The 26,167-nt window shown below is 52.6% G+C and carries 47 protein-coding genes; 7 read left to right on the forward strand and 40 right to left on the reverse strand.

Features of this window, described 5'->3' with window-relative positions:
* The first annotated feature begins 246 nt into the window (after nt 1-246).
* The gene (locus ABLU95_RS20520; RefSeq protein ID WP_044524944.1) at nt 247-801 is read left to right on the forward strand and encodes a gamma carbonic anhydrase family protein; all 555 of its coding nucleotides are present in this window, start codon (nt 247-249) and stop codon (nt 799-801) included.
* On the opposite strand, the gene ABLU95_RS20525 is transcribed toward ABLU95_RS20520, so the two are convergent.
* The 6 genes from ABLU95_RS20525 to dprA are packed head-to-tail and all read right to left on the reverse strand — an operon-like array spanning nt 777 to nt 4,568.
* Nucleotides 777-1,034, reverse strand: a complete 258-nt coding sequence (locus tag ABLU95_RS20525; protein ID WP_048298473.1) for a DUF1488 domain-containing protein — start codon at nt 1,032-1,034, stop codon at nt 777-779. The two genes, ABLU95_RS20520 and ABLU95_RS20525, sit on opposite strands and share 25 nt — an antisense overlap.
* Nucleotides 1,031-1,849, reverse strand: coding sequence for a shikimate dehydrogenase (gene aroE / locus ABLU95_RS20530; RefSeq protein WP_032454195.1), 819 nt, complete (start codon nt 1,847-1,849; stop codon nt 1,031-1,033). The genes ABLU95_RS20525 and aroE overlap by 4 nt, the downstream gene beginning before the upstream one ends.
* 3 nt (nt 1,850-1,852) lie before the next feature.
* Nucleotides 1,853-2,425: an L-threonylcarbamoyladenylate synthase type 1 TsaC gene (gene tsaC, locus ABLU95_RS20535; protein ID WP_004206805.1), complete on the reverse strand. Its 573-nt coding sequence runs from the start codon at nt 2,423-2,425 to the stop codon at nt 1,853-1,855.
* Nucleotides 2,426-2,429: 4 nt separating this feature from the next.
* Nucleotides 2,430-2,972: a type I DNA topoisomerase gene (locus tag ABLU95_RS20540; protein ID WP_023291168.1), complete on the reverse strand. Its 543-nt coding sequence runs from the start codon at nt 2,970-2,972 to the stop codon at nt 2,430-2,432.
* Nucleotides 2,973-2,998: 26 nt separating this feature from the next.
* On the reverse strand, nt 2,999-3,472 hold the full coding sequence (gene smg, locus ABLU95_RS20545; RefSeq protein ID WP_002919137.1) for a DUF494 family protein Smg: 474 nt from the start codon (nt 3,470-3,472) through the stop codon (nt 2,999-3,001).
* Entirely contained in the window at nt 3,444-4,568 is a 1,125-nt protein-coding gene (gene dprA, locus ABLU95_RS20550; RefSeq protein WP_102002263.1) for a DNA-protecting protein DprA, read from the reverse strand. Before dprA ends, smg begins: the two co-directional genes overlap by 29 nt.
* A gap of 128 nt (nt 4,569-4,696) precedes the next feature.
* On the opposite strand from dprA, the gene def reads away from it, so the two are divergent.
* The 5 genes from def to mscL all read left to right on the forward strand — a co-directional run bounded on the left by def (nt 4,697) and on the right by mscL (nt 9,459).
* Complete coding sequence (def, locus tag ABLU95_RS20555; protein ID WP_004206802.1) at nt 4,697-5,206, forward strand: peptide deformylase; 510 nt, start codon at nt 4,697-4,699, stop codon at nt 5,204-5,206.
* A gap of 14 nt (nt 5,207-5,220) precedes the next feature.
* Nucleotides 5,221-6,168 carry a methionyl-tRNA formyltransferase gene (fmt, locus tag ABLU95_RS20560; RefSeq protein WP_086076472.1) on the forward strand — a complete coding sequence of 316 codons (948 nt, stop codon included), beginning with the start codon at nt 5,221-5,223 and terminating at the stop codon, nt 6,166-6,168.
* Between the two features lie 52 nt (nt 6,169-6,220).
* The gene (gene rsmB, locus ABLU95_RS20565) at nt 6,221-7,516 is read left to right on the forward strand and encodes a 16S rRNA (cytosine(967)-C(5))-methyltransferase RsmB (protein WP_087849556.1); all 1,296 of its coding nucleotides are present in this window, start codon (nt 6,221-6,223) and stop codon (nt 7,514-7,516) included.
* A gap of 13 nt (nt 7,517-7,529) precedes the next feature.
* Nucleotides 7,530-8,906, forward strand: coding sequence for a Trk system potassium transporter TrkA (gene trkA / locus ABLU95_RS20570; protein WP_002919153.1), 1,377 nt, complete (start codon nt 7,530-7,532; stop codon nt 8,904-8,906).
* Between the two features lie 139 nt (nt 8,907-9,045).
* Nucleotides 9,046-9,459: a large-conductance mechanosensitive channel protein MscL gene (gene mscL / locus ABLU95_RS20575; protein WP_004145325.1), complete on the forward strand. Its 414-nt coding sequence runs from the start codon at nt 9,046-9,048 to the stop codon at nt 9,457-9,459.
* Here the strand turns inward: mscL and ABLU95_RS20580 are convergent.
* The 31 genes from ABLU95_RS20580 to rpsJ form a co-directional block, all read right to left on the reverse strand.
* Nucleotides 9,395-9,673 carry a ribosome alternative rescue factor ArfA gene (locus ABLU95_RS20580; RefSeq protein WP_023291171.1) on the reverse strand — a complete coding sequence of 93 codons (279 nt, stop codon included), beginning with the start codon at nt 9,671-9,673 and terminating at the stop codon, nt 9,395-9,397. The genes mscL and ABLU95_RS20580 overlap by 65 nt on opposite strands.
* Nucleotides 9,674-9,730: 57 nt before the next feature.
* On the reverse strand, nt 9,731-10,156 hold the full coding sequence (zntR, locus tag ABLU95_RS20585; protein WP_023291172.1) for a Zn(2+)-responsive transcriptional regulator: 426 nt from the start codon (nt 10,154-10,156) through the stop codon (nt 9,731-9,733).
* A 2-nt stretch (nt 10,157-10,158) separates the two neighbouring features.
* On the reverse strand, nt 10,159-10,527 hold the full coding sequence (locus tag ABLU95_RS20590) for a DUF1992 domain-containing protein (RefSeq protein WP_065884003.1): 369 nt from the start codon (nt 10,525-10,527) through the stop codon (nt 10,159-10,161).
* A 108-nt stretch (nt 10,528-10,635) separates the two neighbouring features.
* Nucleotides 10,636-11,022, reverse strand: a complete 387-nt coding sequence (gene rplQ / locus ABLU95_RS20595) for a 50S ribosomal protein L17 (RefSeq protein WP_002919206.1) — start codon at nt 11,020-11,022, stop codon at nt 10,636-10,638.
* A 40-nt stretch (nt 11,023-11,062) separates the two neighbouring features.
* Nucleotides 11,063-12,052 (reverse strand): DNA-directed RNA polymerase subunit alpha, encoded by a 990-nt coding sequence (gene rpoA, locus ABLU95_RS20600; RefSeq protein ID WP_002919219.1) that lies wholly within the window; start codon nt 12,050-12,052, stop codon nt 11,063-11,065.
* A 25-nt stretch (nt 12,053-12,077) separates the two neighbouring features.
* Nucleotides 12,078-12,698 carry a 30S ribosomal protein S4 gene (gene rpsD / locus ABLU95_RS20605; protein WP_002919224.1) on the reverse strand — a complete coding sequence of 207 codons (621 nt, stop codon included), beginning with the start codon at nt 12,696-12,698 and terminating at the stop codon, nt 12,078-12,080.
* 33 nt (nt 12,699-12,731) lie between these two features.
* Nucleotides 12,732-13,121: a 30S ribosomal protein S11 gene (gene rpsK, locus ABLU95_RS20610; protein ID WP_002919257.1), complete on the reverse strand. Its 390-nt coding sequence runs from the start codon at nt 13,119-13,121 to the stop codon at nt 12,732-12,734.
* A gap of 16 nt (nt 13,122-13,137) precedes the next feature.
* The gene (rpsM, locus tag ABLU95_RS20615) at nt 13,138-13,494 is read right to left on the reverse strand and encodes a 30S ribosomal protein S13 (RefSeq protein WP_002919259.1); all 357 of its coding nucleotides are present in this window, start codon (nt 13,492-13,494) and stop codon (nt 13,138-13,140) included.
* Between the two features lie 146 nt (nt 13,495-13,640).
* Nucleotides 13,641-13,757, reverse strand: coding sequence for a 50S ribosomal protein L36 (gene rpmJ / locus ABLU95_RS20620; RefSeq protein WP_000868187.1), 117 nt, complete (start codon nt 13,755-13,757; stop codon nt 13,641-13,643).
* Between the two features lie 33 nt (nt 13,758-13,790).
* The gene (gene secY, locus ABLU95_RS20625; RefSeq protein WP_002919515.1) at nt 13,791-15,122 is read right to left on the reverse strand and encodes a preprotein translocase subunit SecY; all 1,332 of its coding nucleotides are present in this window, start codon (nt 15,120-15,122) and stop codon (nt 13,791-13,793) included.
* A gap of 7 nt (nt 15,123-15,129) precedes the next feature.
* Complete coding sequence (rplO, locus tag ABLU95_RS20630; RefSeq protein ID WP_002919516.1) at nt 15,130-15,564, reverse strand: 50S ribosomal protein L15; 435 nt, start codon at nt 15,562-15,564, stop codon at nt 15,130-15,132.
* A 3-nt stretch (nt 15,565-15,567) separates the two neighbouring features.
* Nucleotides 15,568-15,747, reverse strand: a complete 180-nt coding sequence (rpmD, locus tag ABLU95_RS20635; protein WP_001140434.1) for a 50S ribosomal protein L30 — start codon at nt 15,745-15,747, stop codon at nt 15,568-15,570.
* Nucleotides 15,748-15,750: 3 nt separating this feature from the next.
* Nucleotides 15,751-16,254 (reverse strand): 30S ribosomal protein S5, encoded by a 504-nt coding sequence (gene rpsE, locus ABLU95_RS20640; protein WP_002919545.1) that lies wholly within the window; start codon nt 16,252-16,254, stop codon nt 15,751-15,753.
* Between the two features lie 14 nt (nt 16,255-16,268).
* Nucleotides 16,269-16,622 carry a 50S ribosomal protein L18 gene (rplR, locus tag ABLU95_RS20645; protein WP_000358960.1) on the reverse strand — a complete coding sequence of 118 codons (354 nt, stop codon included), beginning with the start codon at nt 16,620-16,622 and terminating at the stop codon, nt 16,269-16,271.
* Nucleotides 16,623-16,631: 9 nt separating this feature from the next.
* Nucleotides 16,632-17,165, reverse strand: a complete 534-nt coding sequence (gene rplF / locus ABLU95_RS20650; protein WP_002919662.1) for a 50S ribosomal protein L6 — start codon at nt 17,163-17,165, stop codon at nt 16,632-16,634.
* Between the two features lie 12 nt (nt 17,166-17,177).
* Nucleotides 17,178-17,570 carry a 30S ribosomal protein S8 gene (gene rpsH, locus ABLU95_RS20655; RefSeq protein WP_002919665.1) on the reverse strand — a complete coding sequence of 131 codons (393 nt, stop codon included), beginning with the start codon at nt 17,568-17,570 and terminating at the stop codon, nt 17,178-17,180.
* Between the two features lie 33 nt (nt 17,571-17,603).
* Nucleotides 17,604-17,909: a 30S ribosomal protein S14 gene (gene rpsN / locus ABLU95_RS20660; RefSeq protein ID WP_002919667.1), complete on the reverse strand. Its 306-nt coding sequence runs from the start codon at nt 17,907-17,909 to the stop codon at nt 17,604-17,606.
* A gap of 14 nt (nt 17,910-17,923) precedes the next feature.
* A complete protein-coding gene (gene rplE, locus ABLU95_RS20665) occupies nt 17,924-18,463 on the reverse strand; it encodes a 50S ribosomal protein L5 (protein ID WP_001096200.1) in 540 nt (179 codons plus the stop codon).
* A 14-nt stretch (nt 18,464-18,477) separates the two neighbouring features.
* On the reverse strand, nt 18,478-18,792 hold the full coding sequence (rplX, locus tag ABLU95_RS20670) for a 50S ribosomal protein L24 (protein ID WP_000729185.1): 315 nt from the start codon (nt 18,790-18,792) through the stop codon (nt 18,478-18,480).
* A gap of 10 nt (nt 18,793-18,802) precedes the next feature.
* Nucleotides 18,803-19,174, reverse strand: a complete 372-nt coding sequence (gene rplN / locus ABLU95_RS20675) for a 50S ribosomal protein L14 (protein ID WP_002919748.1) — start codon at nt 19,172-19,174, stop codon at nt 18,803-18,805.
* 165 nt (nt 19,175-19,339) lie between these two features.
* The gene (rpsQ, locus tag ABLU95_RS20680) at nt 19,340-19,594 is read right to left on the reverse strand and encodes a 30S ribosomal protein S17 (protein WP_002919751.1); all 255 of its coding nucleotides are present in this window, start codon (nt 19,592-19,594) and stop codon (nt 19,340-19,342) included.
* Nucleotides 19,594-19,785, reverse strand: coding sequence for a 50S ribosomal protein L29 (gene rpmC, locus ABLU95_RS20685; RefSeq protein ID WP_002919754.1), 192 nt, complete (start codon nt 19,783-19,785; stop codon nt 19,594-19,596). The genes rpsQ and rpmC overlap by 1 nt, the downstream gene beginning before the upstream one ends.
* Nucleotides 19,785-20,195, reverse strand: coding sequence for a 50S ribosomal protein L16 (gene rplP / locus ABLU95_RS20690; RefSeq protein WP_002919759.1), 411 nt, complete (start codon nt 20,193-20,195; stop codon nt 19,785-19,787). Before rplP ends, rpmC begins: the two co-directional genes overlap by 1 nt.
* 12 nt (nt 20,196-20,207) lie before the next feature.
* A complete protein-coding gene (rpsC, locus tag ABLU95_RS20695) occupies nt 20,208-20,906 on the reverse strand; it encodes a 30S ribosomal protein S3 (RefSeq protein WP_002919766.1) in 699 nt (232 codons plus the stop codon).
* A 17-nt stretch (nt 20,907-20,923) separates the two neighbouring features.
* Nucleotides 20,924-21,256, reverse strand: a complete 333-nt coding sequence (gene rplV / locus ABLU95_RS20700; RefSeq protein WP_002919773.1) for a 50S ribosomal protein L22 — start codon at nt 21,254-21,256, stop codon at nt 20,924-20,926.
* A 14-nt stretch (nt 21,257-21,270) separates the two neighbouring features.
* Nucleotides 21,271-21,549 (reverse strand): 30S ribosomal protein S19, encoded by a 279-nt coding sequence (gene rpsS / locus ABLU95_RS20705; protein ID WP_001138115.1) that lies wholly within the window; start codon nt 21,547-21,549, stop codon nt 21,271-21,273.
* A gap of 16 nt (nt 21,550-21,565) precedes the next feature.
* Entirely contained in the window at nt 21,566-22,387 is an 822-nt protein-coding gene (gene rplB / locus ABLU95_RS20710; RefSeq protein ID WP_002919786.1) for a 50S ribosomal protein L2, read from the reverse strand.
* A 17-nt stretch (nt 22,388-22,404) separates the two neighbouring features.
* Complete coding sequence (rplW, locus tag ABLU95_RS20715; protein WP_000617546.1) at nt 22,405-22,707, reverse strand: 50S ribosomal protein L23; 303 nt, start codon at nt 22,705-22,707, stop codon at nt 22,405-22,407.
* The gene (rplD, locus tag ABLU95_RS20720; RefSeq protein WP_002919794.1) at nt 22,704-23,309 is read right to left on the reverse strand and encodes a 50S ribosomal protein L4; all 606 of its coding nucleotides are present in this window, start codon (nt 23,307-23,309) and stop codon (nt 22,704-22,706) included. Before rplD ends, rplW begins: the two co-directional genes overlap by 4 nt.
* Before the next feature lie 10 nt (nt 23,310-23,319).
* Nucleotides 23,320-23,949, reverse strand: coding sequence for a 50S ribosomal protein L3 (gene rplC / locus ABLU95_RS20725; protein ID WP_002919796.1), 630 nt, complete (start codon nt 23,947-23,949; stop codon nt 23,320-23,322).
* 32 nt (nt 23,950-23,981) lie between these two features.
* Nucleotides 23,982-24,293: a 30S ribosomal protein S10 gene (gene rpsJ / locus ABLU95_RS20730; protein ID WP_001181005.1), complete on the reverse strand. Its 312-nt coding sequence runs from the start codon at nt 24,291-24,293 to the stop codon at nt 23,982-23,984.
* A gap of 382 nt (nt 24,294-24,675) precedes the next feature.
* Here rpsJ and ABLU95_RS20735 point away from each other — a divergent pair, with 382 nt between their 5' ends.
* Entirely contained in the window at nt 24,676-25,161 is a 486-nt protein-coding gene (locus ABLU95_RS20735; RefSeq protein ID WP_348880360.1) for an A24 family peptidase, read from the forward strand.
* Here ABLU95_RS20735 and bfr read toward each other — a convergent pair.
* The 3 genes from bfr to ABLU95_RS20750 form a co-directional block, all read right to left on the reverse strand.
* Nucleotides 25,145-25,621, reverse strand: a complete 477-nt coding sequence (bfr, locus tag ABLU95_RS20740; RefSeq protein WP_004206792.1) for a bacterioferritin — start codon at nt 25,619-25,621, stop codon at nt 25,145-25,147. The genes ABLU95_RS20735 and bfr overlap by 17 nt on opposite strands.
* A gap of 73 nt (nt 25,622-25,694) precedes the next feature.
* Entirely contained in the window at nt 25,695-25,889 is a 195-nt protein-coding gene (bfd, locus tag ABLU95_RS20745) for a bacterioferritin-associated ferredoxin (RefSeq protein ID WP_044524940.1), read from the reverse strand.
* A 180-nt stretch (nt 25,890-26,069) separates the two neighbouring features.
* Nucleotides 26,070-26,167 (reverse strand): elongation factor Tu (locus ABLU95_RS20750; protein WP_072082015.1); only part of this gene is annotated, 98 nt, incomplete at its 5' end.

The raw sequence follows: 26,167 nt of genomic DNA on the forward strand, positions 1-26,167 counted from the left end.
TTTTCTCTTCAACCGAACCGGCTGTTTGTGTGAAGTGATTCACATCTGCCGTGTCAGTGGGAGCGCATTATAGGGATCCCATTTTTTTGCACAAGCCTTTTTTCGATCTTTTTTTCTGAATGGTGATTTTTCACCCTTTTCGCCGTGTAATTGCGCGATTTGCTCAATTTTCACCGTTTTCAGGGGTTGCAGAGCGAGATAAAAGCCACCAAAGTCTTCTTACGCTCCCGTATTTTTGAGGTCAACATGTCTGCTCACCTGCGTCCCTATAAAACATTTTTCCCGCAAATCGGTCTTCGCGTCATGATTGACGCATCCAGCGTCGTCATCGGTGATGTCAGAATTGCCGATGACGTCAGCGTCTGGCCTCTGGTCGCCATTCGCGGCGACGTCAATTTCGTGTCGATAGGTCAACGTAGCAATATTCAGGACGGCAGCGTTCTACACGTGACCCATAGATCCTCTTACAAGCCTGAGGGAAATCCACTGATCATTGGAGAGGATGTGACGGTTGGTCACAAAGTGATGCTGCACGGCTGCACTATCGGCAACCGCGTGCTGGTTGGTATGGGTTCGATCTTGTTAGATGGTGTCGTGGTTGGTGATGACGTCATGATTGGCGCGGGAAGTCTGGTGCCGCAGAATAAACAGCTTGAAAGCGGCTTCCTTTACTTTGGCAATCCGGTCAAACAGATCCGCCCCCTGACAGAGGCGGAGCGGGAAGGCCTAAAATATTCAGCAAATAACTATGTGAAATGGAAAGATGAATATCTGGATCAGGAGAGCCAGACCCAACCCTGAGCATCCTCCTGATTATCGCGGATCAATGCCTCAGCCTCTTCCTCAAGATCCCAACGATGTTCCCGGAATGCGGCCAGCCACTGCGCTGGCCCCTCTGCGCCAAAACGCTGCTGCAGGATCTGCCCTGAAATTACGCAGGTTAATTGCATCCCATTCACCAGCGCGGGAAAAACCACGCCCTGCCGTTCGGCATCCCATGATTCCCGATCGGGAAACTGAATCGCCTGATTCATGCATTCAGTTCCTGTTGCAGCTTTTCTATAACCGGGGTGATAGCCGGCAGGACGCCGTGCCATAGCAGAACAGCATGGGCGGCTTGCGCCACCAGCATTCCCAGCCCGTCAGCGCAGTGGGTTGCGCCATGCTGCTGGCACCACTGAAGAAATGGCGTCGCCCCTTTCTGGTAAAACATGTCATAGCAATACACGTCGGGGTTAACAACAGACGCCGGGATAGCCGGCACATCACCCTCTATCCCACTGGATGTTGCATTGACGATCAGATCGAAAGTTTCCCCGGCTAAGGTATCCATTTCCCGTGCGCTGACGCTGCCGGTATGGGCGAAGAGCGTGGCTAACTCATGGGCACGAGCATAGGTGCGATTGACGATCGTCACAGCGCACCCCAGCGACAACAGCGGCAGCAGTACCCCACGTGATGCGCCACCGGCACCGATAAGCAGGATCCGCTGGCGTGGCTTAATGAATCCCAGACGCTCCAGATCGCTCAGAAGACCAATACCATCCGTGTTGTCGCCCAGCAAACGCCCATCTTCCAGACGTTTCAGGGTATTCACCGCTCCCGCCAGCGCAGCGCGTTCTGTCAGTTCATCCGCGCGCGCAAAGGCTTCTTCTTTGAAAGGAACGGTAACGTTGGCGCCCTTTCCTCCTTCCGCAAAAAACTGATTCAGAGAAGAGACAAAATCGTCCAGCGGCGCCAGCACACGTCCATAAGGATGGGTAATCCCTAACTGGCGGGCAAAAAGGTGGTGAATAGAAGGCGACTTGCTGTGCGCAATCGGATTACCAAAAACAGCGTAGGTTTCCATGATTCACCCCTGGCGGAACAGTTCACCCGTCAGGGCATCACGTATTTCAGATGGATTTTGACGTCCGCCCGTAGCGCCATCCACGACCGGGAAGCTGTCACCAAACTGAGCACGGACCTCTGCGGTAGTGCGGCAAGGCGGTTGACCGGTGAGATTGGCGCTCGTCGAGACCAGCGGTTTTCCGTAGGCTTCGCACAATTCAATCACCAGCGGATGGTTGGTTACGCGTACGGCCAGCGAATCAAAACGACCCGTCAGCCAGCGTGGCGTTTCAGGACGAGCCGGGAATACAAACGTCACCGGTCCTGGCCAGCAGGAAAAGATCGCTGCCCGCTGCGAGTCACTTAACCGAGAATCATCAATATAGGGCTTCAGCTGCTCAAAGCTAGCGGCGATAAGGATCAATCCCTTCTCAACAGGACGCTGCTTCAGCTCCAGCAGACGCATAACGGCCGTTTCGCTGTCAGGGTCGCAGCCGACGCCAAAAACAGCTTCCGTGGGATAGGCGATGACATGTTCATTATTCAGGACCGCCACGGCATGGGCGACGGCTTCTGAGGGCAGGTTATTGTTCACTGATTTATTCCGCCGGGATCGGCTTTCCACATTGTTTACTGGCACAGAAGCGTCTGAGCCCCTGCGCCGTCTTCTTTTCTATTAACAGCGGGTAATGGCATTCAGGGCATTCGCCCGCCACCGGTTTAAAATTGATAACGAACTGGCAATCAGGATAGCGATCGCAGGAGTGAAAGGTTTTACCGAAACGGGAACGACGCTGGACCAGATGGCCTTGTCCGCACTGCGGGCAAGCAATAGCCGTCTCATCTGGTTTATCAATTAGCTCGGTATGTTCGCATTCCGGATAGCGGCTACAGCCAATGAACATCCCAAAACGCCCCTGGCGTAGCACCATAACCGCGCCGCACGATGGGCATGCTTGCCCCTCCAGCACCTTAACGACATGCCCGTCCGCCTGACTTTTCAGGGGACGGATATAGTCACAGTCCGGATAATGCGAACAGCCGAGAAACGGGCCATGTTTCCCGGAACGGATCACCAGTTCAGCCCCGCACTGCGGGCAGGGCTCATTTTTACGCACCGAAAACAGTGCTGATTTGGTCATAACAACTCGATGTTGCTGCAAAAAGATTAATGCAGCATACCTTCATTTACTTCGAAGAGTAATTCTTCCATTTGCTGATAGGCGTTTTCACAGCCCGGAATATTGAACAGTACCATCAGGATGACCCATTTCAGGTCCTCCAGCTCAAATTCTGCCGTATCCAGCGCCAGTACGCGCTCTATCACCATTTCTCGCGTTTCGAGGTTCAACACCTGAATCTGCTCGAGGAAGAGTAAAAATCCCCGGCAACTGGCATCCAGACGCTGGCACTCCTCTTCGGTATATACCCGAAGCGACAGCGGGTCGGAAGCGAGCTGCATGGGTTCAACGAGACCTTCCTGATAATCAGCCAGTTTCTCGAGCCACATTAACGCGTTATAGATATCTTCCCGCTCAAAACCTGCGTCGGTAAGATCCCGCGTCAGTTTGTCCTGATCCACGCGCATTTCTGCTTCGCTATGGATGTAAGTTTCAAACAAATACATGAGTACGTCGAACATGGCTTGCCCTCCTTAATCGGACATAGCCGCCGGGTACAGCTGCGATCCAGCCTGCTAACTCCAGTTCAAGTAGCTGAGCTACGGTTACTGGCACAGATTGGCCGGCACGTTCAGCGACAACGTCAACAGGTGTTACCTCATCTCCTACGTTAGCCAGGAGCTCCGGAAATGGCAATGCTACAGACGGCTGATCGGCGCAATTATTTATCGAATCAGACGTATCAGTTAGCCAGGTCAGCTCGTTGTGCCAGTATTCCACAATATCCTCTGGCGAGGTCACCGGCACCGCGCCTTGCTTAATTAACCAGTGTGGGCCTTCCGATCCCGGATTGCCTATCGGCCCAGGCAGGGCAAACACATCCCTTCCCTGCTCCAGAGCACAGCGGACGGTAACCAGCGAGCCGCTTCGCAATGCCGCCTCAACCACCAACACGCCCAGGCTCAGGCCGCTGATAATCCGGTTGCGCCTGGGGAAATGCGCGGGAAGCGGCGGCGTTATTAGTGGAAATTCAGACACCAGCGCACCGCCATTATCGATGATCTGCTGGGCGAGGCTTGCATGGCGCCGCGGATAAACCTTACCCAGTCCGTTGCCCAGTACCGCGATGGTTTTGCCCTCGGCCGAGAGCGCGCCGCGATGCGCTACGCCATCAATGCCTAACGCCAGCCCACTGGTGATAGTCATTCCTTTACGCGCCAACGTTTCGCTGAACAGTTTCCCCCAGCGAGCGCCATACCAGGAATGCAGGCGACTACCAATAACGGCAAGCTGCGCGCTGTGAAGCAGAGCGGGATCGCCGCTGACCAACAACGCACCGGGGTAATCAGCGATGGCCCTTAGCCGAAACGGAAAGCGCGGATCGTCGGCCCGTAACAGATGATGTTCCGGGTGCTCCAGCCAGCGCCGCGTCTCGTCAAGCTCACGCCCGTCCAGCCGAAAAAATAACGTTGCTTGCGCCGCGGACATCCCAACAGCATGCAGCGCTTCGCGATCAACGCTGGCGGCTGCGCATAAGCGCTGTGCGATCTTCAGCATTCTGTCGCCATACAAGTTACTGACCTTCATCAGCCGCAGCCAAATCTCGTCGGGCGTCATCCTTACCCCCTGCCATAAGCGGTATTGACAATCTTTGCGATTGGACAGTGAGACTGTCAATTGCAGGGTGTTTTGTCTAGAATAGAGCTAATAATCTTATCAACTCCTGAATACGACTCTGGAACTTTATGGCAGTTTTGCAAGTGTTACATATTCCGGACGAGCGCCTTCGCAAAGTCGCCGAGCCGGTCAAAGAAGTGAATGCGGAAATTCAGCGTATCGTCGATGATATGTTCGACACCATGTACGCTGAGGAGGGCATTGGTCTGGCCGCGACCCAGGTCGATATCCATCAGCGCATTATCGTTATTGATGTGTCGGAAAATCGTGAAGAGCAGCTGGTGTTAATCAACCCGGAGCTGCTGGAAAAAGATGGCGAAACGGGCATCGAAGAAGGCTGCCTGTCGATTCCGGAACAGCGCGCCCTGGTGCCGCGTGCGGAAAAAGTGAAGATCCGAGCGCTGGATCGCGACGGTAAGCCATTTGAACTAGAGGCCGATGGCCTGCTGGCTATCTGTATTCAGCATGAGATGGATCATCTGGTCGGCAAACTGTTTATTGATTATCTGTCACCGCTCAAACAACAGCGCATTCGTCAGAAGGTTGAGAAACTGGATCGTTTACGTTCCCGTGCCTGATAACAAGGAATACCGTGTCACAATCACTACGTATCATTTTCGCCGGCACCCCCGATTTTGCAGCGCGTCATCTTGACGCGCTGTTGTCGTCTGAACATCAGGTTGTTGGCGTATTCACTCAGCCAGACCGTCCTGCTGGCCGCGGCAAAAAATTGATGCCGAGCCCGGTAAAGGTGCTGGCTGAAGCCCATAACTTACCTGTATTCCAGCCATCTTCCCTGCGTCCGCAGGACAACCAACAATTAGTCGCCGATCTCGGCGCCGATATCATGGTGGTGGTGGCGTACGGTTTGATTCTCCCGAAAGCGGTGCTGGAGATGCCCCGTCTGGGCTGCATCAACGTTCACGGCTCCCTGCTACCGCGCTGGCGTGGCGCAGCGCCGATCCAGCGTTCGCTGTGGGCGGGGGATTGCGAAACAGGCGTAACCATCATGCAGATGGACGTCGGCCTTGATACGGGTGATATGCTGTATAAGCTTTCCTGCCCCATTACCGCAGAGGATACCAGCGGCAGCCTGTACGATAAGCTGGCCGAGCTCGGCCCTCAAGGTCTGCTGGCAACCTTAGCCCAGCTGGCCAACGGCACCGCACAGCCTGAAGTACAGGATGAATCGCTGGTGTGCCACGCCGAGAAGCTGAGTAAAGAAGAAGCTCGCATCGACTGGTCGCTTTCTGCCGCACAGCTGGAGCGCTGCATCCGCGCCTTTAATCCGTGGCCAATGAGTTGGCTGGAAATTGACGGGCAGCCGCTAAAAGTGTGGCGGGCATCGGTCATTGCCGAAGCTGCGCATGCCGAACCGGGTACTATCGTGGCAGCAACCAAACAGGGTATCCAGGTCGCCACGGGCGATGGGATCCTCAGTCTGGAGTCGCTACAGCCTGCGGGTAAAAAAGCGATGAGCGCCCAGGATTTACTCAATTCCCGCCGGGAGTGGTTTACTCCTGGCACCCGTCTCGCCTGACGGTCGTCTCTTCTGAAGCCCGGGTTCGCCGGGCATTTTTATTTTTGCGCTTATGAAAAAGAATATAAATTTACGCAGCCTGGCCGCCCAGGCTATCGAGCAAGTCGTTGAAAAAGGTCAGTCTTTAAGCAACGTCCTGCCCCCTCTACAGCAAAAAGTCAGCGATAAAGACAAAGCGCTGCTGCAGGAGCTGTGTTTTGGCGTACTGCGTACGCTCAGCCAGCTGGAGTGGCTTATCAGCAAGCTGATGGCGCGTCCGATGACCGGCAAACAGCGCACCGTGCACTTTCTGATTATGGTTGGGCTCTATCAGTTACTCTACACCCGCATCCCTCCGCACGCCGCGCTGGCTGAAACGGTAGAAGGCGCGGTGGCGATTAAGCGCCCGCAGCTTAAAGGGCTGATCAATGGGGTGTTACGCCAGTTTCAGCGCCAGCAGGAAGAGCTACTGGCAGAATTCGCCGGGCAGGAAAACCGCTACCTTCATCCCAAATGGCTGCTGAAGCGTCTGCAGCAGGCCTGGCCGCAACAATGGCAGGAGATCGTCGATGCGAACAACCAACGCCCGCCGATGTGGCTGCGCGTTAACCGCAACCATCATTCCCGAGACGAATGGCTTGCTCTGCTTAAAGAGGCCGGCTTAGAGGGCTTCACCCACCCTGACTATCCCGACGCCGTGCGTCTGGCCACCCCTGCCCCGGTCCATGCGTTGCCGGGTTTTGCCGAAGGATGGGTAACCGTTCAGGATGCCTCGGCCCAGGGCTGCATGCGCTATCTGCAGCCGGAAAACGGCGAGCGCATTCTCGATCTCTGCGCCGCGCCGGGCGGCAAGACGACGCATATTCTGGAAGTCGCTCCCCAGGCTGAGGTCATGGCGGTGGACATTGATGAACAGCGTCTTTCCCGCGTCTATGACAACCTGAAACGGCTGGGCATGAAAGCCGAAGTCAAACAGGGCGATGGTCGCTTCCCTGAGCAGTGGTGTGGCGGCGAGCAGTTCGATCGTATTCTGCTGGATGCCCCCTGTTCCGCCACCGGCGTTATCCGCCGCCACCCGGATATCAAATGGCTGCGCCGGGATCGGGATATCGGCGATTTAGCCCAGCTGCAGGCCGAGATCCTCAATGCCATCTGGGGGCATCTGAAGCCAGGCGGCACGTTGGTTTACGCTACCTGTTCTATTCTGCCGGAAGAGAATAGTCAGCAAATTGCCGCGTTCCTCGCGCGGACCCCGGATGCAGAGCTTCACGCAACCGGTACGCCGGCAAGCCCGGGACAGCAAAATCTGCCGGGTGCGGAAGAAGGCGATGGCTTCTTTTACGCTAAGCTAATCAAACGTCGGAACTAATGGATCACTGCAGATGAAGATTATTATTCTGGGCGCCGGCCAGGTCGGCGGCACGCTGGCGGAGAACCTCGTCGGCGAGAACAATGATATTACGCTGGTTGATACCAATGGCGACCGTCTGCGCAGCCTGCAGGATAAGTTCGACCTGCGTGTCGTCCAGGGGCACGGTTCTCACCCCCGCGTACTGCGCGAGGCAGGAGCCGATGATGCCGATATGCTGGTGGCGGTCACCAGTTCGGATGAAACCAACATGGTGGCCTGTCAGGTCGCCTATTCATTATTCAATACGCCAAACCGTATAGCCCGTATTCGTGCGCCTGATTACGTCCGCGATGCGGAAAAGCTCTTCAATTCTGAAGCTGTGCCCATCGATCACTTAATCGCTCCGGAACAGCTGGTCATCGACAATATTCATCGCCTGATAGAATATCCCGGCGCGCTGCAGGTCGTGAACTTCGCCGAAGGTAAAGTCAGCCTCGCCGTGGTGAAAGCCTATTACGGTGGTCCGCTGGTGGGGAATGCGTTGTCCACCATGCGTGAGCATATGCCGCATATCGATACGCGCGTGGCCGCCATTTTCCGCCACGATCGCCCCATCCGCCCACAGGGTTCGACGATTGTCGAGGCCGGCGATGAAGTCTTCTTTATTGCCGCCTCGCAGCATATTCGTGCGGTCATGAGCGAACTCCAGCGTCTGGAGAAACCTTACAAACGCATCATGTTGGTCGGCGGCGGCAATATTGGCGCGGGCCTGGCTCATAAGCTGGAAAAAGACTACAGTGTTAAGCTTATCGAGCGCAATCAGCAGCGAGCCGCTGAGCTGGCAGAAAAACTGCAGCATACTATCGTCTTCTACGGTGATGCATCGGATCAGGAGCTGCTGGCCGAAGAGCATATTGACCAGGTGGACCTGTTTATTGCCGTCACTAACGATGACGAAGCAAACATCATGTCTGCGATGCTGGCCAAGCGAATGGGGGCCAAAAAAGTCATGGTGCTGATCCAGCGCAGAGCCTATGTGGATCTGGTTCAGGGTAGCGTCATTGATATCGCGATATCGCCTCAGCAGGCCACGATTTCCGCCCTCCTCAGCCATGTCCGTAAAGCCGATATTGTCGGCGTCTCCTCCCTGCGCCGCGGCGTTGCGGAAGCGATCGAAGCAGTGGCACACGGCGATGAGAGCACCTCGCGGGTGGTCGGGCGGTCGATCGATGAGATCAAACTTCCGCCAGGCACGATCATCGGCGCCGTCGTGCGCGGGAATGACGTAATGATCGCCAATAATAATCTGCGGATCGAGCAGGGCGATCATGTGATCATGTTTTTGACTGATAAAAAGTTTATTTCCGATGTAGAAAGGCTGTTCCAGCCAAGCCCCTTCTTCCTGTAATTCCCAGGGCGTCGAACAGGCGCCTTGTATTATCCCTTATTATTCAAAGGTTAATATTTTCCTGTAACGCTCTACGGGGAATGGCAAATGAAAATACATTTGTTAAACTTACAACGTCAGCTGGCTCAAGGAGAATAAAATGAGTTTTTTAAAAGAGTTTCGCGAATTCGCGATGCGCGGGAACGTTGTCGATTTGGCAGTGGGTGTGATCATCGGTGCAGCATTCGGTAAAATTGTTTCGTCGTTGGTCGCGGATATTATTATGCCGCCGCTCGGCCTGTTGATTGGCGGGATCGATTTTAAACAGTTTGCCGTCACGCTGCGCGATGCCCAGGGTGATGTACCGGCAGTGGTGATGCACTACGGGGTGTTTATTCAGAACGTTTTCGATTTCATCATCGTCGCATTTGCCATTTTCATGGCGATTAAACTGATGAATAAGTTAAATCGTAAGAAAGAAGAGGCTCCGGCGGCACCGCCAGCGCCCTCTAAAGAAGAAGTCCTGCTGAGCGAAATTCGCGATCTGCTGAAAGAACAAAACAACCGTTCTTAATCAGTAGTGAAAGCAGAAGGCCAGTGGTAAAAAAGCGATTCGCTTGCTTGCCACTGGCCTCCCGGTCATTCCTTGCTGCATGTTTATCTTTACGTTGATAGCTTCCTTTCCCTTTCTTATTCTTCTCTACGCGCTGCCTGAATAATGGATCGTGGAGAAGTGCCTCAATGGCGTTATCTTTAATTTGTCCTTTGGTATGCTGATAGCGACTCATAGTAACTCCAGTGGATGTGTGAATTCCGCGCGAGTGTAGATCCGCGCGCACAAAAAATCAACGCCCGGTATTGCCGTTGCTGGCGCCTTGCTCAAGGGCCTCGAGGATCGAACAGTAAACGCTGCTGTGAGCTGTGCCGCAGCAGGCATCATTGAGCCGTTGCAGAGAGCGACGCATCGTTTGTAGCTCGTTGATCCGCGCCTCAACTTCGCTTAATCGCGCCTGAACGATCCCTTTCGACTCCTGACAGGTGTGATGCTCCGGATCGATACGGATCGACAATAATTCGCGGATCGCTTCCAGAGTAAAGCCCAGCTGACGGGCATAGCGAATAAAGCGCAAACGCTGTAGATCGTTATCCGAGTAAAGACGAAATCCCCCCTCAGTGCGCACGTCATGATCCATCATTTGCTGTTTTTCATAATAACGGATGGTATCTGGCGTCACATCAGCCAGTTTTGCCAGCTCACCAATACGATACATATTCACTCCTGATTAATTTTGTGCAGCAACGCATCGGCGTACTCACCGCGTAAAAAGTCGGTGTTCAGTCCTGCCTGACGCAGCTTAAGCTCGAGCAGAGCGAGGCGCTTGCTGAGTTCGGCATGCCGCGGGTCGTCCTGACGGACCCCCTTCAGCAAGTCTGCCAGAGCCACCGCTTCTTTGCGCTGCTCCAGCTCCGGGGGAAGACACCCTGCATTCTTCAGAAGGCGATAGCCTGCCCGCAGCTCGGTCGGTACATGCGAATCGTCATCGAGCGTTAGCGGCACGCCGCTACCGGGTAAATTATCGAACTCGCCTTTGGTTTGGGCATCGAGGATATGGCGTTCTGCCCACTGATCCAGTAACCACATTCTACGGCTCCGGGGGATGAACAAAAAGAGTACAGATATTGTAGTGAAGTGGGGATGGGGTAGATATAAAAAAACCCGCCGGGGCGGGTTTTTTTACGTTACTACAGATTACTCTGCAGCAGCTTCTGCTTTCGGCTCAGCACGATCAACCAGCTCGATGTATGCCATCGGCGCGTTGTCGCCTGCACGGAAGCCACACTTCAGAATGCGAGTGTAACCACCGGCGCGGCTCGCGAAACGCGGGCCCAGCTCGTTAAACAGTTTTGCCACGATCTCGTTATCACGAGTACGGGCGAATGCCAGACGACGATTAGCAACGCTATCAGTCTTGGCAAGAGTAATCAGCGGCTCAACTACGCGACGCAGTTCTTTCGCTTTCGGCAGGGTCGTCTTGATGATTTCATGACGAACCAGCGAACCTGCCATGTTACGGAACATAGCCTGGCGATGGCTGCTGTTGCGGTTCAGTTGACGACCACTCTTACGATGGCGCATGACCTTATCCTTCTCAGTAAAACCTTAACCTGTGATCCGGTTACTCGTCAGCAATGCTTGCTGGTGGCCAGTTTTCCAGGCGCATGCCCAGAGACAGTCCACGGGAAGCCAGCACGTCTTTAATCTCAGTAAGAGATTTTTTACCCAGGTTCGGCGTTTTCAGCAACTCAACCTCGGTACGCTGTACCAGATCACCGATATAGTGGATAGCTTCTGCCTTGAGGCAGTTAGCAGAGCGGACAGTCAATTCCAGATCGTCAACAGGGCGCAGCAGGATCGGATCGAATTCTGGTTTCTCTTCTTTCACTTCTGGCTGACGTACATCACGTAAGTCAACAAAAGCTTCCAGTTGTTCAGCCAGGATGGTTGCCGCACGACGAATCGCCTCTTCAGGATCGATTGTGCCGTTGGTTTCCATTTCGATGACCAGCTTGTCCAGGTCGGTACGCTGTTCTACACGCGCAGCTTCAACATTGTAGGCAATACGCTCTACAGGGCTGTAGCAGGCGTCGACCAGCAGACGGCCGATTGGGCGCTCATCTTCTTCCGAATGAATTCGGGCAGAAGCCGGCACATAACCGCGACCGCGCTGAACTTTGATACGCATGCTGATAGCAGCGTTCTCATCAGTCAGGTGGCAAATCACGTGCTGCGGCTTGACGATTTCGACATCACCGTCGTGGGTAATGTCGGCTGCGGTCACAGGGCCAATGCCAGATTTATTCAAAGTAAGGATGACTTCATCTTTACCCTGAACTCTCACCGCCAGCCCTTTCAGGTTGAGCAGGATTTCAAGGATGTCTTCCTGAACGCCTTCTTTGGTGCTGTACTCGTGCAGTACACCATCAATCTCAACCTCGGTCACCGCGCAACCCGGCATCGATGAGAGCAGAATACGGCGCAGTGCGTTACCCAGAGTATGGCCGAAGCCACGCTCTAAAGGCTCAAGGGTCACCTTGGCGTGCGTCGAACTCACTTGCTCGATATCGACCAGGCGCGGTTTTAGAAACTCTGTCACAGAACCCTGCATTGTGTCCTCTCTTTGGTACTAAGCTTTACTTGGAGTAAAGCTCGACGATCAGGTGTTCGTTAATGTCCGCAGACAGATCAGAACGCTCCGGCTGACGCTTGAACGTACCTTCCATCTTGCCAGCATCAACTTCCAGCCAGGTTGGCTTTTCACGCTGCTCAGCCAGCTCCAGAGCGGCTTTCACGCGAGATTGCTTTTTCGCTTTCTCACGAATGCTGACAACGTCATTCGCTTTAACCTGATAAGAAGCGATGTTAACAACACGACCGTTTACCATAATCGCTTTGTGGCTAACCAGCTGGCGTGCTTCAGCACGAGTGGCGCCGAAGCCCATACGGTATACAACGTTGTCCAGACGACCTTCCAGCAGAGCCAACAGGTTTTCACCGGTGTTGCCTTTCAGACGTGCTGCTTCTTTATAGTAGTTACGGAACTGACGCTCCAGCACACCGTACATACGGCGAACTTTTTGCTTTTCACGCAACTGCACACCATAGTCAGACAGACGCGGCTTACGCGCACCGTGCTGGCCAGGAGCTTGTTCAATTTTACACTTGGTATCGATCGCGCGAACGCCAGACTTAAGGAATAAGTCGGTGCCCTCACGACGGCTCAGCTTGAGCTTAGGACCCAAATATCTTGCCATTTTCTTTCTCCAACTAACCTGGAAAACGCAGCGTTATACGCGACGTTTTTTCGGCGGACGACAACCGTTATGAGGGATCGGAGTCACATCAGTAATATTAGTGATGCGGAAACCAGCGGCGTTCAGTGCACGAATGGTAGATTCGCGACCCGGACCCGGACCTTTGACCATAACTTCCAGATTCTTGATGCCGTATTCTTTTACGGCTTCTGCGCAACGCTCTGCTGCAACCTGAGCTGCGAACGGAGTGGATTTGCGAGAACCACGGAAACCGGAACCACCGGCTGTTGCCCAACCCAGTGCGTTACCCTGACGATCAGTAATGGTAACGATGGTGTTGTTAAAAGAAGCATGGATATGAGCCACGCCGTCAGAGACTTGTTTTCTTACACGCTTACGTGCACGAATTGGTGCCTTTGCCATTATTCAATCACCCCGATTATTTCTTGATCGGTTTACGCGGACCCTTACGGGTACGTGCGTTGGTCTTGGTACGCTGACCGCGAACCGGGAGACCACGACGATGACGCAAACCACGGTAGCAACCAAGGTCCATCAGACGCTTGATGCTCAGGGTGATTTCACGGCGCAGATCACCTTCAACGACAAATTTACCTACTGCTTCACGCAGAATATCAATTTGTTCTTCAGACAGCTCACTGATCTTAACATTTTCAGCGATGCCCGTTTCAGCGCAGATGGCTTTAGAACGGGTTTTGCCGATACCGAAAATAGCGGTTAAAGCGATTACGGTATGTTTGTGATCAGGAATGTTAATGCCTGCTATACGGGCCACTATGCACTCCTACTATTTAATATGTACGCACCATGCTGAAAAGCCCGTTTTCAGGATACTCAAATGGAAACGTACAGACATACAAAAGATTGGCTGGCTAATCTAGCCAGCTCAATCCAACTTTGCAAGAAAAATATGCGAAAAAATCAGCCTTGGCGCTGTTTATGCTTCGGCTCGGCACTGCAAATCACACGGATGACGCCATCACGCTTAACGATTTTGCAGTTACGGCATAATTTCTTGACGGAAGCACGAACTTTCATTTTTACTCTCCGTAACTTCTCGGGCGACCAGTTTTAGCGGCCGTAGCCTTTCAGGTTCGCCTTCTTCAATGCAGACTCATACTGACTGGACATCATCAGAGTTTGCACTTGAGCCATAAAGTCCATAATCACGACAACAACGATAAGCAGCGAGGTCCCACCGAAGTAGAACGGCACTTTCATCGCGTCACGCATGAACTCCGGGATCAGGCAGATAAAAGTAATGTACAACGCACCAACCAGAGTCAGGCGAGTCATCACTTTATCGATATACTTCGCCGTTTGCTCTCCCGGACGAATTCCTGGTACAAATGCACCGGACTTCTTCAGGTTATCTGCTGTTTCACGCGGGTTGAAAACCAACGCCGTGTAGAAGAAACAGAAGAAGATGATTGCAGACGCATAGAGTAACACATAAAGCGGTTGCCCAGGCTGCAAATACAGCGAAATTGTTGTCAGCCAGTTCCAACCAGTACCACCCCCGAACCATGACGTGATGGTTGCCGGGAACAGTATAATACTGGAAGCGAAGATTGCCGGGATTACCCCCGCCATATTCACTTTCAGCGGTAAATGTGTGCTCTGTGCAGCATAGACACGACGACCCTGTTGACGTTTCGCGTAGTTTACCACAATGCGGCGTTGACCACGTTCAACGAATACAACAAAGAAGGTCACTGCAAATACTAATACTGCAACCAACAGCAACAGGAGGAAGTGCAGGTCGCCTTGACGCGCTTGCTCGATAGTATGGGCGATGGCCGGCGGGAGTCCCGCAACGATACCGGCGAAGATAATGATCGAGATACCGTTACCGATACCGCGTTCAGTGATCTGTTCGCCGAGCCACATCAGGAACATAGTCCCTGTGACCAGACTAACAACAGCAGTGAAATAGAATGCAAAGCCTGGATTAATCACCAGGCCCTGCATACCAGGCATATTCGGCAGACCGGTAGCAATACCGATCGACTGGAATATCGCCAGCACCAGAGTACCGTAGCGGGTGTACTGGCTGATCTTACGACGACCAGACTCCCCTTCTTTCTTCAGTTCCGCCAGCGGTTGATAAACCACCGTCAGCAGCTGCACGATGATTGATGCCGAGATATACGGCATAATCCCCAATGCAAAGATAGAAGCACGGCTGAGAGCACCACCAGAGAACATGTTGAACATTTCAATGATGGTGCCTCGCTGTTGCTCAAGCAGTTTGGCAAGTACAGCGGCATCAATACCAGGGATCGGAATAAAAGAGCCAATACGGAACACTATCAGCGCACCGACCACAAACAGAAGTCTGCGTTTCAGTTCGCCAAGGCCACCTTTGGCACTTTGAAAATCTAATCCCGGTTGTTTAGCCATCTGCTACTTATTCCTCAATTTTACCGCCAGCAGCTTCGATAGCAGCACGAGCACCTTTAGTCACACGCAGGCCACGAACAGTTACCGGACGAGTTACCTCACCAGACAGGATCACTTTCGCGAACTCGATCTGGACACCGATAATGTTAGCCGCTTTCAGCGCGTTCAGGTCTACTACATCGCCTTCTACGTGAGCCAGATCAGAGAGACGGATCTCTGCGGTGATCATCGCTTTACGAGAGGTGAAGCCGAATTTCGGCAGACGACGGTACAGAGGCATCTGACCACCCTCGAAACCGCGACGTACGCCACCGCCAGAACGAGATTTCTGACCTTTGTGACCACGACCACCGGTTTTACCGAGGCCAGAACCGATACCACGACCCAGGCGTTTACCCGCCTTTTTGGAGCCTTCGGCCGGAGACAGAGTATTTAAACGCATCTCTTACTCCTCAACTTTAACCATGAAGGAAACCGCGTTGACCATACCACGAACAGCAGGAGTATCCTCGCGCTCTACGGTGTGACCAATACGACGCAGACCCAGGCCAAGCAGCGTTGCCTTGTGTTTCGGCAGACGACCGATTGCACTGCGGGTTTGAGTAATTTTAATAGTCTTTGCCATGGTTTATTTCCCCAGAATTTCTTCAACGGATTTACCACGCTTGGCAGCGACCATATCCGGGGACTTCATGTTTTCCAGACCGTCGATAGTTGCACGAACCACGTTAATCGGGTTAGTGGAACCATACGCTTTAGCCAGAACGTTACGAACCCCAGCGACTTCCAGAACGGCGCGCATTGCACCACCGGCGATGATACCGGTACCTTCGGAAGCCGGCTGCATGAATACACGAGAACCCGTGTGAGTACCCTTAACCGGGTGCTGCAGGGTGCCGTGGTTCAGCGCGACGTTAATCATATTGCGACGGGCTTTTTCCATCGCTTTCTGGATCGCTGCTGGAACTTCACGCGCTTTACCGTAACCAAAACCAACGCGACCGTTACCATCGCCAACGACAGTCAGAGCTGTGAAGGAGAAAATACGACCACCTTTAACGGTTTTAGATACGCGGTTTACCGCGATCAGCTTTTCCTGCAGTTCGCCAGCTTGTTTTTCGATGTGAGCCATCTTACACCTCTACCTTAGAACTGAAGGCCAGCTTCACGGGCAGCATCTGCCAGTGCCTGGACACGACCATGATATTGGAACCCGGAACGGTCAAAGGAAACATCTTTGATGCCTTTTTCCAGAGCGCGTTCAGCGACAGCTTTACCCACAGCTGCAGCAGCGTCTTTGTTACCGGTGTACTTCAGTTGTTCAGCGATAGCTTTTTCTACAGTAGAAGCAGCTACCAGAACTTCAGAACCATTCGGTGCAATTACCTGTGCGTAAATGTGACGCGGGGTACGATGTACCACCAGGCGAGTTGCGCCCAGCTCCTGGAGCTTGCGGCGTGCGCGGGTCGCACGACGGATACGAGCAGATTTCTTATCCATAGTGTTACCTTACTTCTTCTTAGCCTCTTTGGTACGCACGACTTCGTCGGCGTAACGAACACCCTTGCCTTTGTAAGGCTCAGGACGACGGTAGGCGCGCAGATCTGCTGCAACCTGGCCGATCACCTGCTTATCAGCGCCTTTCAGCACGATTTCAGTCTGAGTCGGACATTCTGCAGTGATACCCGCAGGCAGCTGATGATCAACCGGGTGAGAGAAACCTAAAGCCAGGTTTACTACATTCCCTTTGACCGCTGCACGATAACCTACACCAACCAGCTGCAGCTTCTTAGTGAAGCCTTCGGTAACACCGATAACCATTGAGTTCAGCAGGGCACGCGCGGTACCAGCCTGAGCCCAACCGTCTGCGTAACCATCACGCGGACCGAAGGTCAGTGCATTATCTGCATGTTTAACTTCAACAGCATCGTTGAGAGTACGAGTCAGCTCGCCGTTTTTACCTTTGATCGTAATAACCTGACCGTTGATTTTTACATCAACGCCGGCAGGAACAACGACCGGTGCTTTAGCAACACGAGACATTTTTTCCTCCGATTAGGCTACGTAGCAGATAATTTCGCCACCAAGACCAGCCTGGCGCGCTGCACGATCAGTCATAACACCTTTAGAGGTAGAAACAACTGCGATACCCAGACCGGCCATAACTTTCGGCAGCTCATCTTTTTTCTTATAGATGCGCAGACCTGGGCGGCTGACACGCTGAATGCTTTCTACAACAGCTTTACCCTGGAAATACTTAAGAGTCAGTTCCAGTTCCGGCTTGGTGTCGCCTTCAACTTTAAAATCTTCGATAAAACCTTCTTCCTTCAGCACGTTGGCGATTGCCACTTTCAGCTTGGAGGAAGGCATGGTGACCGCAGCTTTGTTCGCGGCCTGACCGTTACGGATACGGGTCAGCATATCCGCGATCGGATCTTGCATGCTCATCTGTCTTTACTCCCGTGATTCAATTGGTGACAATTACCAGCTAGCCTTTTTCAGACCCGGGATTTCACCGCGCATAGCGGCTTCACGGACCTTAATACGGCTCAACCCGAACTTCCGCAGGAAACCATGCGGACGACCTGTTTGACGGCAGCGGTTACGCTGACGAGACGGGCTGGAATCACGCGGCAGAGTCTGCAGCTTGAGAACGGCATTCCAACGATCTTCGTCGGTTGCGTTCACATCAGAGATGATAGCTTTCAGTTCAGCGCGTTTAGCGAAGAATTTATCAGCTAAAGCCACGCGCTTTACTTCGCGTGCTTTCATTGATTGCTTAGCCATTAAGTAACCCTACCTTACTTGCGGAACGGGAAGTCAAAGGCAGCCAGCAGAGCACGGCCTTCTTCGTCAGATTTCGCAGTAGTGGTAATGGTAATATCCAAACCACGAACGCGGTCGACTTTATCGTAGTCGATTTCTGGGAAGATGATCTGCTCACGGACACCCATGCTGTAGTTGCCACGACCGTCGAAAGACTTAGCGGACAGGCCGCGGAAGTCACGAATACGCGGTACAGCAATAGTGATCAGGCGCTCAAAGAACTCCCACATGCGTTCGCCACGCAGAGTTACTTTACAGCCGATCGGATAGCCCTGACGGATTTTGAAGCCTGCAACTGATTTGCGTGCTTTGGTGATCAGCGGTTTTTGACCGGAGATTGCTGCCAGGTCAGCTGCTGCGTTATCCAGCAGTTTCTTGTCAGCGATCGCTTCACCAACACCCATGTTCAGGGTGATCTTCTCGACCCGAGGGACTTGCATGACAGAATTGTAGTTAAACTCAGTCATGAGTTTCTTAACTACTTCGTCTTTGTAGTAATCATGCAGTTTCGCCATCGTACTACTCCAAATTACTTGATAGTTTCGCTGTTAGACTTGAAGAAACGGACTTTTTTGCCGTCTTCGAATCTAAAGCCTACACGGTCAGCCTTGCCGGTTGCCGCATTGAAGATTGCAACGTTAGAAACCTGAATTGCAGCTTCTTTTTCAACGATGCCGCCTGGTTGGTTCAGAGCCGGAACCGGCTTCTGGTGTTTCTTAACCAGGTTGATACCTTCAACAATGACCTTGCCGGAAGACAGGACATTCTTAACTTTACCGCGCTTACCTTTATCTTTACCGGTTAACACGATAACTTCGTCATCACGACGGATTTTCGCTGCCATGATTCGCTCCTTAGAGTACTTCTGGTGCCAGAGAGATAATTTTCATGAACTTCTCGGTACGAAGTTCACGAGTTACCGGCCCAAAAATACGCGTACCGATAGGCTGCTCGCTGTTATTGTTCAGAATAACGCATGCATTACCATCGAAGCGAATGACAGAACCGTCCGGGCGACGAACACCCTTCTTGGTGCGCACCACTACCGCCTTCAGCACATCACCTTTTTTGACCTTACCACGCGGAATTGCTTCTTTGATGGTGATCTTGATGATGTCGCCTACGCCTGCGTAGCGACGGTGCGAGCCACCCAGAACCTTGATACACATTACGCGACGTGCACCGGAGTTGTCGGCGACGTTCAGCATAGTCTGTTCTTGGATCATTTTAGTGCTCCGCTAATGTCAACTACTACTGAGACCCGAAAATTAGGGTCGTTAAAAAGCCCCATATCGAGGGCGCGGCATTATAACACCACAAACCAGATATGGGTAGAAAAAATAAACGGCTCATCGCTGAGCCGTTTATCCGTATCGAGAATGCGTACTCTATTACAGAACCGCTTTCTCTACAACGCGAACCAGCGTCCAGGACTTAGTCTTGGACAGCGGACGGCATTCGCGGATTTCAACCTTGTCGCCGATACCGCATTCGTTGTTCTCGTCATGTACGTGCAGTTTGGTCGTACGTTTGATGAATTTGCCGTAAACCGGGTGTTTCACCATACGTTCGATAGCAACAACAATGGATTTCTCCATTTTGTCGCTAACTACGCGACCTTGCAGAGTACGGATTTTATCGGTCATTACGCACCCGCCTTCTGAGTCAGTAAAGTCTTAACGCGTGCAACATCACGACGCACTTGCTTCAGCAGATGAGTCTGTTGCAGCTGGCCACTTGCAGCCTGCATGCGCAGGTTGAACTGCTCACGCAGCAGGTTCAGCAGCTCAGCGTTCAGCTCTTCAACGCTTTTTTCACGCAGCTCTTTTGCTTTCATTACATCACCGTCTTAGTTACAAAGGTGGTTTTGATCGGCAGTTTCGCTGCTGCCAGGCCGAATGCTTCACGGGCCAGCTCTTCCGGTACACCGTCCATTTCATACAGGACTTTACCCGGCTGAATCAAGGCAACCCAGTACTCCACGTTACCTTTACCTTTACCCATACGAACTTCCAGCGGCTTCTCGGTGATCGGTTTGTCCGGGAATACACGGATCCAGATCTTACCTTGACGCTTAACTGCACGGGTCATAGCACGACGTGCTGCTTCGATCTGACGTGCAGTCAGACGACCACGGCCAACAGCTTTCAGACCGAAAGTGCCGAAGCTAACATCCGTACCCTGCGCCAGACCACGGTTGCGGCCTTTGTGCACTTTACGGAATTTTGTACGCTTTGGTTGTAACATCAGCGACGCTCCTTATTTACGGCCTTTACGCTGCTGCTTTTTAGGTTGAGCAGCCGGTTCCGGTTGTTCAACAGCAGCCATACCACCCAGGATCTCACCTTTGAAGATCCATACCTTAACGCCGATTACACCGTAAGTGGTGTGCGCTTCAGAGGTGTTGTAGTCGATGTCAGCACGCAGAGTGTGCAGCGGTACGCGACCTTCACGGTACCATTCGGTACGTGCGATTTCCGCGCCGCCCAGACGGCCGCTAACTTCAACTTTGATACCTTTAGCGCCCAGACGCATTGCGTTCTGTACAGCACGCTTCATCGCACGACGGAACATAACGCGACGTTCCAGCTGAGAAGTGATGCTGTCAGCAACCAGTTTTGCGTCCAGTTCAGGTTTACGAACTTCGGCGATATTGATCTGTGCAGGTACGCCAGCGATATCCGCTACGACCTTGCGCAGTTTTTCTACGTCTTCGCCTTTCTTACCGATAACGATACCCGGGCGAGCGGTGTGAATGGTCACACGAATGCTCTTAGCCGGACGCTCGATAACGATGCGAGATACAGACGCTTTAGCCAGTTCTTTAGTCAGGAACTGACGTACTTTAAAATCGCTGTCCAGGTTGTCAGCGAATTCTTTGGTGTTCGCGAACCAGGTAGAGTTCCATGGTTTGACAATACCCAGGCGAATACCATTAGGATGTACTTTCTGACCCATTGCTAGTCTCCAGAGTCTCAGCGATCGGACACAACCACAGTGATGTGGCTGGTGCGCTTCAGGATGCGATCTGCACGACCTTTAGCACGCGGCATAATGCGCTTCATGCTCGGGCCTTCGTCTACGAAAATTTTCGCAACTTTCAGATCATCAATGTCAGCGCCATCGTTGTGTTCAGCGTTAGCAATGGCAGATTCCAGTACCTTCTTGACCAGTACAGCAGCTTTTTTGTTGGTGTAGGTCAGAATATCCAGGGCCTGCGACACTTTCTTACCGCGAATCAGGTCAGCTACAAGGCGAACCTTCTGAGCAGAAGAACGAGCATGGCGATGTTGAGCTAAAGTTTCCATCTCTTCCTCCTACCTTATTTCTTCTTCGCTTTTTTATCAGCAGCGTGGCCGCGATAAGTACGAGTCGGTGCGAATTCACCCAGTTTGTGACCGACCATTTCGTCGGAAACAAATACTGGAACGTGCTGACGACCATTATGGACAGCGATGGTCAAACCGATCATGTTAGGAAAGATCGTTGAACGACGGGACCAAGTGCGCAGGGGCTTCTTGTCTCCGCTTTCCACCGCTTTCTCTACCTTCTTCAGCAAGTGCAGGTCAATAAAAGGACCTTTCTTGAGAGAACGTGGCATGGCTTATCCTCTAAAATTATTTGCTACGGCGACGTACGATGAATTTATCAGTACGCTTGTTGCTGCGGGTCTTCTTACCTTTGGTCTGCAGGCCCCACGGGGATACCGGGTGCTTACCAAAGTTACGACCTTCACCACCACCATGTGGGTGGTCTACTGGGTTCATCGCAGTACCGCGAACGGTAGGACGAACACCACGCCAGCGTGCAGCACCTGCTTTACCCAGAACGCGCAGCATATGCTCAGCATTGCCAACTTCGCCCAGAGTAGCGCGGCAGTCTGCTTCGACTTTACGCATTTCACCAGAACGCAGACGCAGGGTGACATAAGCACCGTCGCGAGCAACGATCTGAACGTAAGTACCAGCGGAACGAGCCAGCTGACCGCCTTTACCTGGTTTCATTTCTACGTTATGAACGGTAGAACCAACCGGGATATTGCGCATCGGCAGGGTGTTGCCTGCTTTGATTGCAGCATCAACGCCAGACTGAATCTGGTCGCCAGCTTTCAGGCCTTTCGGGGCCAGGATGTAACGGCGCTCGCCGTCTTTGTACAGAACCAGCGCGATGTTCGCGGAGCGGTTCGGATCGTACTCAAGACGTTCAACAACTGCCGGGATACCATCTTTGTTGCGTTTGAAGTCAACAATACGGTAAGCCTGCTTGTGGCCACCACCGATATGACGGGTGGTGATACGGCCATTGTTGTTACGACCACCGGATTTGCTGTTTTTTTCCAGCAACGGAGCAAAAGGTTTGCCCTTGTGCAGCTCTGGGTTAACCACTTTAACGACGTGGCGACGACCCGGAGATGTCGGTTTACATTTAACAACTGCCATTGTATTACTCCTCCGACTTACTCAGCGCCGCCAACGAAGTCCAGATTCTGGCCTTCTTTCAGGGTGACGTAAGCTTTTTTCCAGTCGCTACGACGACCGATACGCTGTCCGTGACGTTTAACTTTCCCTTTAACAACCAGGGTGTTAACGACTTCGACTTCGACTTCAAACAGTTTCTGCACAGCAGCTTTGATTTCTGCTTTGGTCGCGTCTTTAGCAACTTTGAGAACGATGGTGTTTGTTTTTTCCATCGCAGTAGACGCTTTTTCAGAAACGTGCGGTGCGCGCAGCACCTTCAGCAGACGTTCTTCACGAATCATGCCAGCATCTCCTCAACTTGCTTAACAGCATCAGCAGTCATTACGACTTTGTCGAAGGCGATCAGGCTAACCGGGTCGATACCGTTCGCATCACGTACGTCAACCTTGTGCAGGTTACGTGCGGCCAGGAACAGGTTCTCGTCCAGCTCACCGGTGATGATCAACACATCTTCCAGAGCCATGTCTTTCAGTTTCTGTGCCAGCAGCTTAGTTTTCGGCGCTTCAACAGAGAACTTCTCGACAACGATCAGACGATCCTGACGTACCAGTTCGGACAGGATGCTTTTCAGCGCGCCGCGGTACATCTTCTTGTTAACTTTTTGACTGTGGTCCTGCGGACGAGCAGCAAAGGTCACGCCACCGGAACGCCAGATCGGGCTCTTGATAGAACCAGAACGCGCACGGCCGGTACCTTTCTGGCGCCACGGTTTTTTACCGGAGCCAGTGATTTCAGCACGAGTCTTCTGAGCACGAGTGCCCTGACGCGCACCAGCTGCATAAGCAACAACAACCTGGTGAACCAGCGCTTCGTTGAAATCACGACCGAAGGTAGTTTCGGAAACAGTCAGCGCGCTCTGCGCGTCTTTCAATACTAATTCCATTGCTATCTCCTCACGCCTTCACAGCTGGTTTAACGATCAGGTCGCTACCGGTCGCACCCGGGACAGCACCTTTAACCAGCAGCAGGTTGCGCTCAGCGTCAACACGTACTACGTCCAGGCTCTGAACGGTTACACGCTCATTACCCAGCTGACCTGCCATTTTCTTGCCTTTGAACACTTTGCCCGGAGTCTGGTTCTGACCGATAGAACCCGGAACGCGGTGGGACAAGGAGTTACCGTGAGTAGCGTCCTGGGTACGGAAGTTCCAGCGCTTAACGGTACCAGCAAAACCTTTACCTTTAGAGGTACCGGTTACGTCAACTTTTTTAACGTCAGCAAACAGTTCAACGCTAATGTTCTGACCTACGGTGAATTCTTCGCCGTCAGCCAGACGGAATTCCCACAGACCACGGCCAGCTTCAACGCCAGCTTTAGCGAAGTGACCCGCTTCCGGCTTGGTTACACGGTTAGCTTTTTTAGCACCGGTGGTAACCTGGATTGCGCGGTAGCCATCGTTAGCCAGGTCTTTAACCTGAGTAACACGGTTTGCTTCAACTTCGATTACGGTTACTGGGATAGAAACGCCATCTTCAGTGAAGATGCGGGTCATGCCCACTTTTTTACCGACTAAACCAATCATTGTTTCAACCTCTCAATCGCTCGATGACCTGATTAACCCAGGCTGATCTGCACGTCTACACCGGCAGCCAGATCCAGACGCATCAGAGCATCAACGGTTTTTTCAGTTGGCTCAACGATGTCAACCAGACGCTTGTGAGTGCGAATTTCGTACTGGTCACGCGCGTCTTTGTTGACGTGCGGGGAGATCAGAACGGTAAAGCGCTCTTTGCGGGTCGGCAGCGGGATCGGACCACGGACTTGCGCACCAGTGCGCTTAGCAGTCTCGACGATTTCCGCGGTTGATTGATCGATCAGACGATGATCAAACGCTTTCAGGCGGATACGGATTCTTTGGTTCTGCATGAGACCAGAGCTCCAATTATTTTATAGACGAAATGATTACTCCTCATACCCATTACGATTGATGGGAGAGTGTAACCGTTCTTACATAGCCCCCCGATTGGGGACATTGTTTGATAACCCAACTGCGATTACCAGGGTTCATATTGAACCGGCCGTCAACTTTGACAGGCCCGCGCATTATACGCAAATTCTGGCGCTACGCAAGTGCTGTTTAGAAAATCATCACCAGGATTTGCGCACCTTCGCGCTAGCGAACGGTACCGGGTGACAACGCGGCAAATTAACGCGGATAGCGCCATCCATTCCAGGGAAGTCCCTTTTGCACTGAACGGGGACAATAAGCATAGTGAGACGATGTTCTTTGACGATTGCGGGGTTAACCATGCTCGCCGCCCTCCCCTTCTTGCTGTGCTATAGCGGATTGACCTTAGCCTTATGCTACCAGGACCTGCGTCACGGCCTGCTGCCCGACCGTTACACCTGTCCCCTGCTGTGGAGTGGTTTGCTTTTTTATCTCTGTCTGGCGCCGTACCAGCTTCATGATGCCGTCTGGGGGGCGATAGCCGGCTATCTCTGTTTGGCTGCGCTTTACTGGCTATATCGCGGGATCCGCGGCTATGAGGGATTGGGGCATGGGGATATCAAATATCTCGCCGCCCTCGGCGCCTGGCATGGCTGGCGATTGCTGCCGCAGCTGCTACTGGTGGCATCGCTGCTCGCCTGCGCGGTGTGGGCAGTATCAGGTTTGTACGCCAGGTACGGCGGGAGCAGTAAATGGAGGGGGAACAACCCGCTGCCGTTTGGGCCATTTCTGGCGGCCGCGGGTTTCTGGTGCGGGTGTCAGACGCTGGCTAGTCTGACACTTTGATCTGCGACTGCAGGTAATTTTGCAGACCGATTTTGCCGATCAGATCGAGTTCGGTTTCCAGCCAGTCGATATGGCCTTCTTCATCCGCCAGGATCTCAATCATCATATCGCGGCTGACGTAGTCATGGACGCTGTCGGCATAGGCGATCGCCTCGCGCAGGTTTTGCGCCCCCTCCAGCTCCAGTCTTAAATCGGACTGCAGCATCTCTTCCACATCTTCACCGATGCCAAGTTTGCCGAGATCCTGCAGATTCGGGATACCTTCGAGAAAAAGAATACGCTCGATGTATTTATCGGCGTGCTTCATTTCGTCGATGGATTCGTGGTACTCAATATCGTTGAGGCGCATCAGGCCCCAGTTTTTGAACATTCTCGCATGGAGAAAGTACTGATTAATTGCGACCAGCTCATTTCCCAATAATTTATTGAGATAACTTATGATTTTGACATCACCTTTCATTATATAGTCCCTCCGCTTCCACTCATTGAAGCGTAGTCCGGCCTATAGGGATGTCAAAAGAGAAGCGTGGACTTCAGGCGATTTCTTTGAATTCCGGCAGGGTGGTTAATTCATCTTCCATAACTTCCCGCGCCGCGCGAACACACTTACCGCATTGATTTCCAACGGGAACAAACTTACGTAATTGCTGAAAAGATTGCGGTTGAAACTGGCGAACAACCTGGCGAATTTTTTTATCGCTGACGCCATTGCACAAACAAACGTACATATAAACTCCCGTTCAATTTATGCACAAATATTAAATGAGAATAGTTATGATTACAATAGACCATTTACTCATTATCCGCCGCAGCGCACGTTATGAATCGCCAGTAGCACCGCCCTTTTCGCTGAACGACGGACAGCAAAAAGGGCGCCGAAGCGCCCTTTTTTATTCAAAGCTAACGAATTAGCCCAGAACTTTAGCTACAACGCCCGCGCCAACGGTACGGCCGCCTTCACGGATTGCGAAACGCAGACCATCGTCCATCGCGATCGGGTGGATCA

The sequence above is a fragment of the Klebsiella sp. GG_Kp146 genome (assembly GCF_040061975.1).
Taxonomy (GTDB): domain Bacteria; phylum Pseudomonadota; class Gammaproteobacteria; order Enterobacterales; family Enterobacteriaceae; genus Klebsiella; species Klebsiella quasipneumoniae.